This window comes from Roseovarius sp. Pro17 (assembly GCF_035599575.1).
Classification (GTDB): domain Bacteria; phylum Pseudomonadota; class Alphaproteobacteria; order Rhodobacterales; family Rhodobacteraceae; genus Roseovarius.
In genome coordinates this window covers 464,018-479,791 of sequence record NZ_CP141179.1, presented here as the reverse complement: position 1 = coordinate 479,791, position 15,774 = coordinate 464,018, and the positions used below count along the sequence as shown (strand labels likewise).

Annotated in this window: 15 protein-coding genes; 6 read left to right on the top strand and 9 right to left on the bottom strand. The window is 61.3% G+C overall.

What is annotated here, in order from left to right; translation table 11 throughout:
• Positions 1-77: 77 nt before the first annotated feature.
• From U3654_RS02350 to coxB, 9 genes are all read right to left on the bottom strand, one after another.
• Positions 78-665 (bottom strand): GNAT family protein, encoded by a 588-nt coding sequence (locus U3654_RS02350; protein ID WP_324753756.1) that lies wholly within the window; start codon positions 663-665, stop codon positions 78-80.
• Positions 665-1,927 (bottom strand): pitrilysin family protein, encoded by a 1,263-nt coding sequence (locus U3654_RS02345; RefSeq protein WP_324753755.1) that lies wholly within the window; start codon positions 1,925-1,927, stop codon positions 665-667. Before U3654_RS02345 ends, U3654_RS02350 begins: the two co-directional genes overlap by 1 nt.
• Entirely contained in the window at positions 1,924-3,312 is a 1,389-nt protein-coding gene (gene thrC, locus U3654_RS02340; RefSeq protein WP_324753754.1) for a threonine synthase, read from the bottom strand. The genes U3654_RS02345 and thrC overlap by 4 nt, the downstream gene beginning before the upstream one ends.
• Positions 3,313-3,315: 3 nt before the next feature.
• Positions 3,316-4,005, bottom strand: coding sequence for an SURF1 family protein (locus U3654_RS02335; protein ID WP_324753753.1), 690 nt, complete (start codon positions 4,003-4,005; stop codon positions 3,316-3,318).
• Positions 4,006-4,110: 105 nt separating this feature from the next.
• Entirely contained in the window at positions 4,111-4,923 is an 813-nt protein-coding gene (locus U3654_RS02330) for a cytochrome c oxidase subunit 3 (RefSeq protein ID WP_324753752.1), read from the bottom strand.
• Positions 4,924-5,057: 134 nt separating this feature from the next.
• Positions 5,058-5,642, bottom strand: a complete 585-nt coding sequence (locus U3654_RS02325; RefSeq protein ID WP_324753751.1) for a cytochrome c oxidase assembly protein — start codon at positions 5,640-5,642, stop codon at positions 5,058-5,060.
• Entirely contained in the window at positions 5,629-5,808 is a 180-nt protein-coding gene (locus U3654_RS02320; protein WP_324753750.1) for a hypothetical protein, read from the bottom strand. Before U3654_RS02320 ends, U3654_RS02325 begins: the two co-directional genes overlap by 14 nt.
• On the bottom strand, positions 5,808-6,788 hold the full coding sequence (cyoE, locus tag U3654_RS02315; protein WP_324753749.1) for a heme o synthase: 981 nt from the start codon (positions 6,786-6,788) through the stop codon (positions 5,808-5,810). Before cyoE ends, U3654_RS02320 begins: the two co-directional genes overlap by 1 nt.
• 104 nt (positions 6,789-6,892) lie before the next feature.
• On the bottom strand, positions 6,893-7,768 hold the full coding sequence (gene coxB / locus U3654_RS02310) for a cytochrome c oxidase subunit II (protein WP_324753748.1): 876 nt from the start codon (positions 7,766-7,768) through the stop codon (positions 6,893-6,895).
• A gap of 279 nt (positions 7,769-8,047) precedes the next feature.
• Here coxB and tldD point away from each other — a divergent pair, with 279 nt between their 5' ends.
• From tldD to U3654_RS02280, 6 genes are all read left to right on the top strand, one after another.
• Positions 8,048-9,469: a metalloprotease TldD gene (tldD, locus tag U3654_RS02305; protein WP_324753747.1), complete on the top strand. Its 1,422-nt coding sequence runs from the start codon at positions 8,048-8,050 to the stop codon at positions 9,467-9,469.
• Positions 9,470-9,635: 166 nt separating this feature from the next.
• Complete coding sequence (gene dprA / locus U3654_RS02300; RefSeq protein WP_324753746.1) at positions 9,636-10,778, top strand: DNA-processing protein DprA; 1,143 nt, start codon at positions 9,636-9,638, stop codon at positions 10,776-10,778.
• Positions 10,779-10,883: 105 nt separating this feature from the next.
• Positions 10,884-13,604 (top strand): type I DNA topoisomerase, encoded by a 2,721-nt coding sequence (topA, locus tag U3654_RS02295; RefSeq protein ID WP_324753745.1) that lies wholly within the window; start codon positions 10,884-10,886, stop codon positions 13,602-13,604.
• Between the two features lie 154 nt (positions 13,605-13,758).
• Positions 13,759-14,328 (top strand): L,D-transpeptidase, encoded by a 570-nt coding sequence (locus U3654_RS02290; RefSeq protein ID WP_324753744.1) that lies wholly within the window; start codon positions 13,759-13,761, stop codon positions 14,326-14,328.
• A 118-nt stretch (positions 14,329-14,446) separates the two neighbouring features.
• Entirely contained in the window at positions 14,447-15,151 is a 705-nt protein-coding gene (locus tag U3654_RS02285; RefSeq protein ID WP_324753743.1) for a CoA transferase subunit A, read from the top strand.
• Entirely contained in the window at positions 15,151-15,774 is a 624-nt protein-coding gene (locus U3654_RS02280; RefSeq protein WP_324753742.1) for a 3-oxoacid CoA-transferase subunit B, read from the top strand. The genes U3654_RS02285 and U3654_RS02280 overlap by 1 nt, the downstream gene beginning before the upstream one ends.

Genomic DNA, 15,774 nt, shown 5'->3' with positions numbered 1-15,774 from the left:
CACCGATCCTAGCGCCGTTGCCGACCAGCGTGAACGATCAAAACAGGATCATCTGAACTTCCGCTGCGTTTTCGCGGTCAGAGACCGGCATCACTGCGCCCGCGCCGGTCATGGCGAAGCCCGGCATATAGAACATGCGTGCGCCAGCGCCCGTCAATCTGTAGATAGCTCTGCGCGACACCCTCGTATTTAAAGCCGCATTTCTCCAACAGACCCCGCGACGCGGCATTCGACGGCAGGCACGCTGCGTCGATCCGGCTGATATCCAAGCGGTCAAAAGCATAGTGTACGATCGCCGGAATCGCCTCGCGCATGTAGCCCTGCCGCGCGTGTGCCTCGCCGATCCAATAGCCCAGCGTGCCGGACTGGCTGGGGCCGCGGCGGATATTGTCCAGCGTAATCGCGCCCAGCAGCCGGTCATCCTGCCTCCGCACCAGAAAGAGCGGCAGAGCCGTGCCGCCGTTGATACTGCGCTGCGCCCAATAGACGCGGTTGGCAAACCCCTTGCGCGACAGGTGATCGGCGGCCCATGTCGGCTCCCACGGGGTGAGGAATTCGGCGCTGGTGCGGCGCAGATGGGACCAGTCGCGAAAGTCGGTCATGACCGGCTGACGCAGGCTGAGATGCTCGGTCTCGATCCGGACCTTGCGGCGCGGCAGCAGCATCAGGCCGCGCGCCGTGTCTGAAGTGCCTCCAGCGTCGGGGCATCCTCGACCGGACCGTAGAGCGCTAGCGCGGCGGGCGCACGCGCCGCCGTTTCTTCGGCCAGATCGCGCACCTCGGCCAGCGTCACGGCATCGATTTTCTCGACGACCTCCTCCAGCCCCGGCACGCGACCCCAGATCTGGATCATGCGCGCGAGGCGTTCGGCCCGATTGCTGGGACTCTCCAGCCCCATCAGCAGGCCGGCCTTCATTTGGGCGCGCGCGCGCTCGATCTCATCTGGGCGCATGTCTTCGGCTGCGCGCTTCATCTCGTCAATCGTGATCTCGGCAAGGCCGGCCATCGAATCGCCCGACGTGCCAGCATAGATCGTCATCATGCCGGTATCGGCATACGCCCCTGCCTGCGCATAGATGGTATAACACAAGCCCCGCTTTTCGCGGATCTCCTGAAACAAGCGCGACGACATGCTGCCGCCCAGCGCCGTGGCATAGATCTGTGCTGCATGGATCGCGGGGTCGCCATAGTTGGGCGATTCGAACGCCAGCGCCATATGCGCCTGCTCGAGCGTCTTGATCGTACGGCTCTCGCCACCGCGGAACTGCGCTCGCGAGGTTTCGGGCATGTCACTAGGTGCCATGTCGCCAAACATCGCTTCGGCGGCCTTGACCAGTGCCCCGTGATCAACGGCACCCGCCGCCGACAGCACCATCTGGCCGGGCCGGTAATGTTGATCGACGAAGCCGGTCAGATCCTCGCGGGCAAACCGCGCGACCCCTTCGTGCTGACCCAGAATGGCGCGGCCAAGGGGGTGATCTGGATAGGCCTTTTCCTGCAACCAGTCAAAGATGATGTCGTCGGGCGTATCCAGCGCCTGCCCTATCTCTTGCAGGATCACGCCGCGCTCGGTCTCGATCTCTGCGATGTCGAATATGGAATTGCGCAGGATATCCCCCACCACGTCCAACGCGAGTGGCACGTCATCCTTGAGGACACGGGCGTAGTAGGCGGTGACTTCGCGGCTGGTATAGGCGTTGATATAGCCGCCAACATCCTCGATCGCCTCGGCGATTTGCAAGGCATTGCGCCGCTTTGTGCCCTTGAACGCCATATGTTCGAGGAAATGCGCGATACCGTTCTGTTGCGGCAACTCGTTACGCGCACCGGCCAGAACCCAGACACCTATAGCGGCAGATTGCAGGCCCGGCATCGACTCGGTTACGATGCGAAAACCGTTTGAAAGCGTAGTCAGATTGACGGTCAATGCGCGATCCGTTCTCTTATCATGGATTGAATGGCCCCTAGGTCGTTGTCGACTTCGGTAATCCTCTCGTCCCGCTCATAAAGGTCCGCCATGTGTGGTGGCAAGGGGGCATGCTGGCCGCTGGCTGCCTCGACCGCGTCCGGGAATTTTGCAGGATGCGCAGTGGCGAGCGTGATCATCGGCACGTCGGGTTTCAGATGATCTTCGGCCACATGCACGCCAACGGCGCTGTGCGGGCACAGCAACTCACCCGTCTGCTCCCATGTCCGCTTGATTGTGGCGCGCGTCTGATCCTCGTCGCATCGTCCAGAATCGAAAACCTCGCGCAGGGCCTCCAGCGCGCCTTGGCTGACGGTGAACCCGCCAGCCTTCAACTCGTCCATCAGCTGCGCGGTGGCGCTTGCGTCGCGGTTGTATGCTTCGAAAAGAGCGCGCTCGAAATTGCTAGAGACCTGAATATCCATCGATGGACTGATCGACGGGATGACGCCGTCGGGGATGTAGTCGCCGCCGCTCAGGCAACGATGCAGGATATCGTTCTGGTTCGTCGCGACCACAAGGCGGTCGATCGGCAGGCCCATCCGCTTGGCGATATAGCCAGCAAAGATGTCACCGAAATTCCCGGTCGGCACGGTAAAGCTGACCTTGCGCTGCGGCGCACCCAGGGACACGGCGGAGGTAAAGTAATAGACCACCTGCGCCAGAACACGCGCCCAGTTGATGCTGTTGACCCCGGCAAGGCCGACCGCATCACGAAACGCGAAATCGTTGAACATATCCTTAACGCGCGCCTGACAATCGTCGAAATGGCCGGTCATGGCCAACGCATGCACGTTGTCCTCGCTCGGTGTGCTCATCTGGCGGCGCTGCACCTCGGAAACCCGGCCGTTGGGGTAGAGGATGAAAACATCCACCATCTCCAGCCCCCGGAACGCGTCGATCGCGGCCGAGCCTGTGTCGCCGCTGGTCGCGCCGACAATACAGACACGCTGACCATTGCGCTTCAGCGCCGCCTCGAACAGCTGCCCTATCAGCTGCATTGCGAAATCCTTGAACGCCAGCGTGGGGCCGTGAAACAGCTCCAGCAGGTGATGACCCGGCGCCAGTTGCACCAAAGGCGCACGCGCGGCATGGGCGAACCCGGCATAGGCGCGCGCGATAATGTCGTGAAATTCAGTATCGGTGAAGGCATCTCCGATATAGGGGCGCATCACGCGAAACGCGGCCTCCTCATAGCTAAGCCCGGCCAGTGCCGCGATATCTGCGGGCGCCATCTGCGGAATGCTCTCGGGCAGGTATAGGCCACCATCGCGCGCGAGGCCGGTCAACATCGCCTCTTCAAAACTCAGAACAGGGGCCTTTCCCCGCGTTGATAGGTAGTGCATCTCTCAGCCTTCCGTCTCACGGCCGCCGGGCCGTGTCATGCGCCAGATCAGATATCCCGTCATCACCAGCCATATGGCGGCCAGAGAAAACCAGGTTATCGCATATTGCAGGTGATCGTTTGGAATCGCGGCGCTGTCCACCGCCAAAGCAGTCATTTCCCCACCCGGCCCGCTTAACTGGTCCCGCACGACCAGCAGAACCGGCTCAGTCCCCAGCGCGTCGGCCATCGCAGGCACGTCCCGGGCGAACCATATTCCACGCTCAGCATCAGGCGCGGGGGTATAGCCATCAACCTCGTCCGGCCAGTGCAGATTGCCGATCAAACTGGCAGGCCCGACCTCGCGCGCTGAGGCTTTGGAGGTCAGCGGAATAAAGCCGCGATCAACCATGATCATGCGCCCATCGGTCTCGAATCGCTGGATCAATCGATACCCCGCCCCCAGATCCTTGGTCCCGATCAGGACATGCAGTTCTGGGCTGCTCAGCACACCTTGGACGGCGACAGGCAGGTATTTGTCGGTCTCTGAATCGGGCTGCGCGGGCAGGTCGACGGGCGCCCCTGCGAGCCGTGCGTCGATATCCGCCAGAACCGCCTCTTTCCAGGCCAGTCGCTGCATTTGCCAGGCACCCAGCGCGATCAGCACACCTGCCCCCAGCAGACCAAACAGCAAAGGCACCAGCAGCCGTCGCATCAAACCCCATCCCTCAAACCGAAAATGCGGAAGGCAAATCCCCCCGCACTTTCATTGTTCCAAAAAATACTCTCGCCTAAGGCATAGATTTTTCGCGAAAAATCTTCAGCTGCCCCAGATGTAAATCGCTGCAAACAGGAACAGCCATACCACGTCGACAAAGTGCCAATACCAAGCCGCAGCTTCGAACCCTACATGGTTTTCAGGCGTAAAGTGGCCGCGCAAGGTGCGCATCAGGCAGACGAAAAGAAAGATCGTACCGACGAACACGTGAAAGCCGTGAAAGCCGGTCGCCATGAAAAAATTAGCGCCATAAACATTGCCGGAAAAGCCGAAGGCCGCGTGACTGTACTCATAGAGCTGAAAACAGGTGAACAGAACGCCCAGCGCAATCGCCAACGCCAGCCCACGCTTCATGTCCTGGCGGTTATTTTCGTGGACCAGCGCGTGATGCGCCCATGTCGCGGCGGCCCCCGAACACAGAAGGATCAGCGTGTTGATCAGCGGCAGGTGCCACGGATCGAACGTCTCAATCCCTACCGGCGGCCAGACGCCGTCGATGCCGGGCGACTGCGGGCCCATCGGATACATGGCGTTCTTGAAAAAGCTCCAGAACCACGCGACAAAGAACATGACCTCGGACATGATGAACATGATAAAGCCATAGCGCAAACCGATCCGCACGACGGGCGTATGGTCACCGGCCTGATTCTCGGCCACGGTCTCGGACCACCAACCAAACATCGTGTAAAGAACGCCAACGAGGCCGATCAGGAACACCCAAGGTTGGTTATTCTCAATCTGCGGCGACATCCACAGGACGGCTCCGAACAGCATAATGAAACCGGCCACAGCCCCCAAAAGGGGCCAGACGGACGGGGTCAGAATGTGGTAATCGTGGTTCTTTTCATGTGCCATTTCAGGTTCCCTCGTGGACGGGCTTCTAGCATTTCGCGAAAATCCGAACTCAGATTCTCGCAAAATTCCGTGCAACGTTCCCTTGTTTCGCTACATTTCGAAATGCCCCCCACTTGGGAATACTTCGAAACGCCTTAATTTATGGTTCTACCCGTTTCAGCGTCTTGCGCAAGGGCGGCCTGCGCCTCGGGCAGGTCGATCTCGTAGAATGTGTAGGACAATGTGATGGTGTGCGTGTACTTGGCGTCGCGGTCCGTGGCAATTTCCGGGTCAACGTAGAAGGTCACTGGCATCTCGACCCGCTCACCCGGCTGCAGCACCTGCTCGGTAAAGCAAAAGCACTCGATCTTTTCGAAAAATCCGCCCGCTTCGTAAGGCGTCACATTATACGAGGCCTGCCCGGCGACGGGTCGATCGGTGGGATTGTAAGCCTCGTAAAAGGCAAGGCCTGTTTCGCCGATGCGCATCTCCATCTCGCGCTGCATCGGCTTGAACTGCCAAGGCATGTTCCGATCAAGGCTGCCGTCGAAGCGCACCTTGATCGTGCGATCCAGAATGACGTCCGATCCAGATTCGGCCACGCCGGTGATACCGCCGAAGCCTGTGACGCGGCAAAACCAGTCGTAGAACGGCACCGACGCCCAAGCCAGCGCGCCCATAGTGATCACCACGCCGACCAGCGTGATAGCCGTGCGCTTTGTGTTGTCAATTTGTGCCATAACCTGCCCCATCAACCTTACCGGGAACGGAAAAGTCGTCACTACTGACTTTGGCAACGGTAAGGCCGAAAACCAATGCGACAAATGCTGCCAGCACCAGACCCAGACCCAGATTGCGACTGAACCGGCGGGTGTGAATCTCGTGATTCTTGCGGAAAAAGGCCATTAGACGCCCCAAAAGTTGATGGGTCCTGCCGCCAGCAGATCGGCGCTGCGCAGAGCAGAGTCGATCAGGATCGCGACAAAGAGTCCAAAGAGATAGTAGAGCGAATGTTTGAAAACCGTTTTTTCGGTGGCATATCCATCTGCCTCTGCCGCCGTTTCGTCCCGGCGCCAGATATTCCATGCACCGCGCAGGAACAGCGCGTTCAAAAGAACGCCAGCGATCAGATAGGCTGGCCCGCCGATAGACGTGAACGCCAGCGCAAATGACACCGGCACCAGCAGCAGCGTGTAGACCAGAATATGATTGCGCGTCACGCGCCGTCCGTGGGTCGAGGTTAGCATAGGCACGCCTGCCTCGTCGTAGTCGGATTTCATGAAAAGGGCGAGTGACCAGAAATGCGGCGGCGTCCACACGAAGATCAGCGTGAACATCAACACTGATTCCACCGAAATGCTGCCCGTCGCAGCCGCCCAGCCGATCATCGGGGGGAACGCGCCCGCCGCGCCGCCGATCACGATGTTCTGTGGGGTCCAGCGCTTCAGCCACATCGAATAGATCACGACGTAGAAAAAGATCGTAAAGGCCAGCAGTCCCGCCGCGACCAGATTGGTCGCCAGCCCCAACATGATGACCGAGATCGCCGACAGCGCGATACCAAAGCCAAACGCTTCGCCTTCGGTGATGCGGCCTGCGGGGATCGGGCGGCTCTTGGTGCGCTTCATGATGCGATCGATGTCGGCATCCCACCACATATTCAGCGCGCCCGAAGCACCGCCGCCAATCGCAATAAAGAGGATCGCGGTAAAGCCGACGACAGGATTCACCGAAACCGGCGCGGCGAGCAGGCCCACCAGAGCAGTAAATACCACCAGCGACATGACGCGCGGCTTGAGCAGCGCGAAGAAATCGCCAAAGCCGGCTTCTTGCGGCTGCGTGCTGCCAGCGGTGGTCGTGCTGGGATTGAGGCTTGCATCACTCATGTCGAACTCCGGATCCGGGCGGCCCGCGGGCGCGCCCTGCTCAGATGTATCGGATAGCCTCTGCCCGCCCCTTGAGGCAGGCAGGCCGCGTCGCGGATGGCGCGTTACTGCGTCGATGCGACCTTGTAGGCGTCCTGCACGGGCAGACTGGCGTATTCTTCAATCGCGCCTTGCAGCCATTCGTCATAGGCCTCTTGGCTAACGACCTTGACGGTGATCGGCATATAGGCGTGATCTTTGCCGCACAGCTCGCTGCACTGGCCGAAATAGACGCCCTCACGCTCGGCCTTGAACCACAGCTGCGCAAGGCGGCCGGGAACAGCGTCCTGCTTGACGCCAAAGGCTGGAATGGTCCAGCTGTGGATCACGTCAGCGCCGGTCACTTGCATTACGATCGTCTTGCCGATCGGCACGACGACAGCGGTATCTGTCGCCAGCTTGAATTCATCGCGGCTATAACCAGCCTCTTCCAGTTCGGCGATCACGTCGTCGTTCAGCACCTTGCCCTCGCCGATCATGAAGCTCTCAAACCCGAACTCGTGATCAGTATACTCGTAGCCCCAATACCACTGATAGCCGGTCACCTTGATATTGATATCCGCCTCGGGGATTTCCTGCTGCTTGAACAGCACGGGCAACGAATAAGCACCGATGAACACAAGGATCAGGATCGGAACGATCGTCCATGCCACTTCGATGGGCGAATTATGGGTGAACTTGGCCGGCGTCGGGTTCACCTTGCGGTTAAAACGGAAGATCGCATAGATCAGCAATACAGTGACGAGAAGGGTGATGAGCGCGATGATGATCAGCACCATGTTGTCCAGCCAGTGGATGTCGCTGGCCAGTTCGGTCACAGCCGGCTGGAACCCGATCCCGCCCGGAATCGGCTTACCCACGATCTCGAGTTTGTCCTGCGCCAGCGCGGGAAGGGCTGTAAATGCCGCCGTCGCGGTCAGCAAAGTGGAAATGTATCGCATATGGCACCTTGATCGGTTGAAGCGGATATGGCGTTGCAGGGGCGGTACGCCGCCGCACGGCCCCGTTGTATCTGTGCCCGTTAAAAACATATATCTTGTCCTGAGACAAGAATGACGGTTGCGGCAATCGGACGCTTTACACGATTTAGACCGAAAAACGACGCGCACCAGCACTACATTCTGATAATGGTGTCGACCATCTCCGGCACATTAGGACCGAAATGCAGCCCACGCCCAGCCCCATGCCGCCTCTGGGCCATAAAAATCAGGACGCTTCCCATGCCCGACACACCCTTTCGCCCGTTTGAGGATAATCTGGACAAGGACGCTGCCCTCGCCCATCTGGCCCGCGCGACGGCGGGCGCCGACGATGGCGAGCTGTTCCTAGAGCGCGCGCGCAGCGAGGCGTTGGTGTTCGACGATGGCCGGATAAAAACGGCCAGCTATGATGCGGGCGAGGGATTCGGCCTGCGCGCCGTGCGCGGCGAGGCGGTGGGATATGCCCACGGCTCGGACATCACCGAGGCGGCGCTCAGCCGCGCCGTCGACACCGCGCGCCTCGCGGTCGGGGATGGCGGCGGCGTGATGGCCCCCAGCCCTCAGCCGACGAACGCGCGCCTTTATACAGACGACGATCCGATCAATGGCGCCAGCTTTCCGGTCAAGATCGAGACGCTGCGCGAGATTGACGCCTTTGCCCGCGATCTGGATTCGCGCGTCGTTCAGGTTTCGGCGGTGATCGCCGCCTCCTGTCAGGAGGTCGAGATCCTGCGCCCCGACGGCACCCATCTGCGCGACGTGCGCCCGATGACGCGCGTCAACGTGTCGGTCATCGTCGAGCAGGATGGTCGCCGCGAATCCGGCACCGCGGGCGGTGGCGGTCGCGTCGGCCTTGATGGGCTGATCGACCCCACTGACTGGCAGGCAAAGGCGCGCGAAGCACTGCGTATTGCCACGGTGAACCTCGCCGCCGTGCCTGCGCCTGCTGGCGTGATGGACGTCGTGCTTGGCCCCGGCTGGCCGGGCATCCTGCTGCACGAGGCGATCGGTCATGGCCTTGAGGGCGATTTCAATCGCAAGGGCGCGTCGGCCTTCGCCGGGCTGATGGGCCAGCGCATCGCGTCCAAGGGCGTGACCGTTCTGGATGACGGCACCATCCCCGACCGGCGCGGCAGCATCACCATCGACGATGAAGGCACGCCATCGCGCCGCAACGTTCTGATCGAGGACGGCATCCTGGTCGGCTACATGCAGGACCGCCAGAACGCGCGTCTGATGGGCACCGAGGCCACCGGCAATGGCCGCCGCGAAAGCTATGCCCATGTGCCGATGCCGCGCATGACCAACACCTATATGCTGGGCGGCGACGCGGCACCGGGCGATATCGTGGCGGACCTCAAGGACGGCATCTACGCTGTCGGCTTTGGCGGCGGGCAGGTCGATATCACCAACGGCAAGTTCGTGTTCTCCTGCACCGAGGCGTACCGTGTGCAGAACGGCAAGGTCGGCGCGCCGGTCAAGGGTGCCACGCTGATCGGCGACGGCGCGACGGCGCTGCAACAGATTCGCGCATTGGGGAATGACATGGCGTTGGATCCGGGCATGGGCAATTGCGGCAAGGCGGGCCAATGGGTGCCGGTGGGCGTCGGACAACCGACCTTGATGATTGGCGGGCTGACGGTGGGCGGCTCGGGTAGCTAATCGGTGCGGTCCGCGCCGTTGGAGGGTGAAGATTTTTGGATGTTTGGACCAAGAAAAAGGGCTTGAGGCGCGCGACGTGCGGCAGTGTGCCTGATTTCGGAGTAAGGTTTACCGCCTGTTAACCATCCGTGCGCTACACCTGATTCTGCAAGCAGATGGAGCCACGATGTCTGAGGAAACACATCCTTCCACTCACCCCCCACTCCCACCCACCACGGAAGATGATCGGGTATCGTGGCTTCGTCTCTTGCGATCGCGGCGCGTGGGCGTCGCCACCTTTTACCGTCTGCTGGCCGAACATGGCACCGCACAGGCCGCATTGCAGGCCCTGCCCGAGGTCGCCAAGACCGCCGGTATGAACGATTACACCACCTGCCCCGAGGGCGTGGTGCTGGCGGAAATGCGCGCGGCGCGTATGGCCGGCGCGCAGCTGATGTGCGTGACGGACCCGCTATATCCCGCAGCATTGCGCGACATCCCCGACCCGCCCCCGATGCTGTGGGCGATGGGTGATATCGGCGCGCTGGCGCGGCCCAAGGTCGCAATGGTCGGCGCGCGCAACGCATCTTCGCTGGGCACACGCATGGCCCGCGCACTGGCGAGTGAGCTATCCAAGGAGGGCTACGTCATCGTCTCGGGACTGGCGCGTGGGGTCGACACTGCCGCGCATGCCGCAACGCTGGAGGGTGGCACCATCGCCGTCATGGCAGGCGGCGTCGACGTCATGTATCCCGCCGAGAATACGCAGCTGGCACAAGACATTCTGCGCAACGGGTTGCGCGTGTCGGAAATGCCGATGGGAACGGTCCCGCAGGCGCGACACTTTCCGCGCCGCAACCGCATCATCAGCGGGCTGGCAGGCGCCGTTGTCGTGGTCGAGGCTGCGGCCAAGTCCGGCTCACTCATCACGGCGCGTAACGCGCTGGATCAGGGGCGCGAAGTGCTGGCCATACCGGGGCATCCGTTCGACGCGCGCGCCGCGGGGTGCAATATGCTGATCCGCGACGGCGCACGGCTTGTTCGCAGCGCTGCCGATGTGATCGAGGCGCTGCCAGTCGACCCCTCCACGCCCGAACTACCCCTTGCCGACATCATCCCTACCCCACCGCCCGAGCAGCGCACCCTGCGCGACACCGCAGATTTGCACACTCGTATTCTTGACCGGCTGGGCCCCTCGCCGCTGGCCGAGGATCAATTGATCCGCGACCTCTCCGCACCGGCCCGCGCCGTCGCGCCGGCGCTTATTGATCTGGAACTTGACGGACGCATACGGCGGCAGGCTGGCGGGCTTTTGTCGCTGGCTGAGTGAGTTAACGCCGCCCACGCAGCACGCAAACGCCCCGCATTGACAATCCCCCTTGCGCCCCCACATGTTGCGCCGCCATAAGCGCCGTTCCGAGTGGAGAGGAATTTTATGCCCGTCGTCGTCGTCGAATCCCCGGCCAAAGCCAAGACAATCGAGAAGTATCTTGGGCCCGGCTACACCGTTCTGGCGTCCTACGGACACGTGCGGGATCTGCCGCCCAAGGACGGCTCGGTCGATCCCGACAACGGCTTTGATATGAAGTGGGAGATCGGCGCGGACAGCCGCAAGCACGTCAAGGCGATTGCCGACGCGCTGGCGGATGACAACGCATTGATCCTCGCGACCGACCCCGACCGCGAGGGTGAGGCGATTAGCTGGCATCTCGAAGAGGCGCTGCGCAAGCGTAAGTCGATCAACAAGGACACGCCGGTTAGCCGCGTCGTGTTCAACGCCATCACCAAGACCGCAGTGACCGAGGCGATGGCCAACCCAAGGCAGGTCGACGCGCCGCTGGTCGAGGCTTACCTCGCCCGCCGCGCACTGGATTATCTGGTGGGCTTTAACCTCAGCCCCGTTCTCTGGCGCAAACTGCCCGGCGCAAAGTCAGCTGGCCGCGTGCAGTCGGTCTGTTTGCGCCTCATCGTCGAGCGCGAGATGGAGATCGAAGCGTTCAACCCGCGCGAATACTGGTCCGTCAAGGCGCTGCTATCTACCCCGCGCGGTCAGGAATATGAGGCGCGGCTGACGACGCTGACTGGCAAGAAGCTGGATAAATTCGATCTGGCGAACGCCACTCAAGCTGAAATGGCCGTGCAGGCAGTGTCTAGCCGCGCGCTGAAGGTCACCTCGGTTGAGGCGAAACCGGCCAGTCGCAATCCCAGCGCTCCCTTTATGACCTCCACCCTCCAGCAGGAGGCCAGCCGCAAGTTCGGCATGGGCGCGCGCCAAACAATGAGCGCGGCGCAGCGTTTGTATGAAGCGGGTCACATCACATACATGCGGACCGACGGCATCGACATGGCCCCCGAGGCCGTAACTGCTGCCCGTGACGCCATCGCCGAGCGGTATGGCAAGGAATATGTGCCGTCCGCGCCGCGCATCTACAAAAACAAGGCCAAGAATGCGCAAGAAGCGCATGAATGCATCCGCCCCACCGAAATGACGCGCGATGCGGCGGCGTTGAAAATCACCGACCGTGATCAGGCCCGCCTCTACGATCTGATCTGGAAGCGGACCCTTGCCTGCCAAATGGAAGGCGCGCGCCTGGAGCGTACCACTGTCGAAATCGGCAGCGATGACGGCCAGGTCGGTCTGCGCGCCACCGGTCAGGTCGTATTGTTCGACGGTTTCCTGCGCGTCTATGAGGAAGGCCGTGACGATGTGGCGGACGGCGATGACGACGCACGCCTGCCCCAGATCACCGAGGGCGATAAGGCGCCGTTCGCCAAATCCGGCCTGCGCGAGCAATTCGCCAAGGCCGACAAATCCGAAAGCGTGATCGAGGATGCTGCAAATGGCATGGCCCGTCACGATTCCGCCATTCTGGCTGAAAATGCTGCCGTGCTGGGCCTGCAATCGCACACCCAGCCACCGCCCCGCTATACCGAGGCGACGCTGGTCAAGCGGATGGAAGAGCTGGGCATCGGCCGCCCCTCGACCTATGCCAGCATCGTTACCACGATTCAGGACCGCGAATATGTCCGCAAAGACGGCAATCGCCTGATCCCCGAGGACAAGGGGCGCATTGTCACGATCTTCCTGCTCAACTTCTTCAAGCAGTATGTCGGGTATGAGTTCACCGCCAATCTCGAGGAAGAACTGGACCATGTCAGCGCCGGCAACGCTGACTGGAAAGATATCCTGACCCGTTTCTGGCGCGATTTCTCCGCCGCCATCGCCGAGACGTCCGAGCTGCGCATCTCCGAGGTGCTGGACGTCCTGGATGACGCTTTGGCCCCCACCCTTTACCCCCCGCGCGAGGATGGCAGCGATCCGCGCACCTGTCCGCTTTGCGGCGAGGGCAAGCTGCACCTCAAGACGTCGAAATCAGGCGGCTTTGTCGGCTGCGGCAACTATCCTGAGTGCCGCTATACCCGGCCCATCGGCGGCGACTCCGCAGAGGGTGGTGACCGCGTGCTGGGTGAGGATCAGGGCGACGAGATCAGCCTGCGTTCGGGCCGCTTCGGCCCATACGTCCAGCGCGGCGAGGTCACCGAAGAGAACAAGAAGCCGCCCCGCTCGTCCCTGCCAAAGGGCTGGACGACCGACGCGATGGATCTGGAAAAGGCGCTGACGTTGCTCAGCCTGCCGCGCGAAGTGGGCGCGCATCCCGATGACGGCGAACTGATTGAGGCCGGGATCGGGCGTTACGGACCGTTTGTGAAACACGGCAAACTCTATGCCAACCTCAAGGAAGTTGACGAAGTCTTTACCATCGGCATGAACCGCGCGGTCGAGGTTCTGGCGCAAAAACTTGCCAGTCGGGGTGCCGGGCGGGCAGCAGTCGCGCCGCTCAAGGAGTTGGGAGAGCATCCCCAAGGTGGCGGCGCGATCAACGTGATGGACGGGCGCTATGGTCCCTACGTCAAATGGGAAAAGGTTAACGCGACCCTCCCCAAGGGGACCGAGCCGGACGATGTGACCATCGCCATGGCGATCGAGCTGATCGCCGAGAAGGCCGCAAAATCCGGCAAGGGCAAAAAAGCCGCGCCCAAGAAAAAAGCAGCAGCCAAGAAGCCTGCTGCGAAAAAGGCTGCCACTAAAAAGACGGCCACCAAGAAGCCCGCAGTCAAAAAAACCGCAGTCAAAAATGCAGCGTCCGGAGAGTGATCCGGGCGCGCGCGCGGCATAAAAAAAACAGCCATGCACTAGGCGCAAAGCTGCCATGCTACACGTCATTGTTATTGGCACTTATCACAGTTAATCGCCATGTAAGCTGCTAAGGGCGCGCTATGCCGCCCAACAGAATAAGAGGACCAGAGTCATGACCGACACTAGATTCAACCGCCGCACCGCATTGATTGGCGGCGCCGCCGCGCTTACCACACTGGCGACGCCAGGCATTTTGCGCGCGCAGGATGTTGACGGCGCGCGCCGCAACTCGTCAGCCTTTGTCACGCAGAACTGGCAGGATCACTTTGACACGCTGGGCAAGGGCGCAATCGTGTGCGACACCGCTTCGCGCGCCGTGCATTTCTGGAACTCGAACGGCACCGATTATCGGGTCTATCCCAGCTCGGTTCCCATGACGGACGAGTTGACGCGCACCGGATACACCTCGATCGTTCGCAAGAAGGTCGGCCCCACCTGGACGCCCACCGCGAACATGAAGAGGCGCGATCCATCGCTGCCTGATTTCATGCCTGCCGGTCCTGACAATCCGCTCGGCACGCACGCGATGTATCTGACATGGCCCGCCTACCTGATCCACGGCACGCATGACACACGCAAAATCGGGCGCAAATCGTCCTCTGGCTGCATCGGCCTCTATAATGCCAAGATCCAGGAACTGTTCGCGCTGACGCCCGTCGGCACGCAGGTTCGCGTCATCTAATACTAGAGGCCGATATCGGCTGATCCCCCCTATCGGCCGCAGTTTGGGCGGCGGCGGCATTGACTCTCGCTGCGCCGCTGCCCACAACCTCAAGGACCGTGCTTGAGAGGGATTTTTCATGAAAAAAGTGTATGCAAACGCCGCCGATGCGCTGGATGGTCTGCTGTTTGACGGCATGACCATCGCCGCTGGCGGATTTGGACTGTGCGGCATTCCCGAATTGCTATTGCAAGCGATCAAAGAGGCCGGGACAAAGGATCTGACCTTTGCCAGCAACAATGCGGGCGTCGACGATTTCGGCATCGGCATCCTGCTGCAAACGCGCCAGGTGAAAAAAATGCTCAGCTCATACGTGGGCGAGAACGCCGAATTCATGCGTCAATATCTGGCCGGCGAGCTGGAGATCGAGTTCAACCCGCAAGGCACATTGGCCGAACGGATGCGCGCTGGCGGTGCTGGCATCCCCGGTTTCTACACGAAAACCGGTGTCGGCACACAGGTCGCCGAAGGCAAGGAACACAAGGATTTCGACGGCGAAACCTATATCCTTGAGCGCGGGATTGTCGCGGACCTGTCCATCATCAAGGCGTGGAAGGCCGACGACACCGGCAACCTGATTTTCCGCAAGACCGCACGCAATTTTAATCCGCCCGCCGCGATGTGCGGCAAGGTGTGCGTCGCCGAGGTCGAGGAAATCGTGCCGCGCGGCTCACTGGATCCCGACAACATCCACCTGCCCGGCATCTATGTGCACCGCCTTATTCAGGGCGATCACGAGAAACGGATTGAACAACGCACCACCCGCAAGAGGGAGACCGCATAATGCCCTGGGACCGCAACCAAATAGCCGAGCGCGCCGCGCAAGAGCTGGAAGACGGCATGTATGTCAACCTCGGCATCGGTATTCCGACACTGGTGGCCAACTATGTCGGTGACAAGGAAATCACCCTTCAATCCGAGAACGGAATGCTGGGTATGGGCGCCTTTCCCTATGAAGGCGAGGAGGATCCCGACCTCATCAATGCGGGCAAGCAAACCATTACTGAACTGAGTCGCACCTCATATTTCGACTCTGCCACCAGTTTTGGCATGATCCGGGGCGGTAAGATCGCAGCAGCGATCCTGGGCGCGATGGAGGTTGCCGAAAACGGTGATCTGGCGAACTGGATGATTCCCGGCAAGCTGGTCAAGGGCATGGGCGGCGCGATGGACCTCGTCGCGGGCGTTGGTCGCGTCATCGTCGTGATGGACCACACCAACAAGCATGGCGACAGCAAGCTGCTGAAGGAATGCTCTCTGCCGCTGACAGGCACAGGGGTCGTGGACCGCATCATCACCAACCTGGGCGTGTTAGACGTGGTCGAGGGCGGGCTGAAGATCGTCGAGATGGCGGATGGCGTCACCGAAGACGAGCTGCGCGCAGCGACCGAAGCAACCATCGTCTGA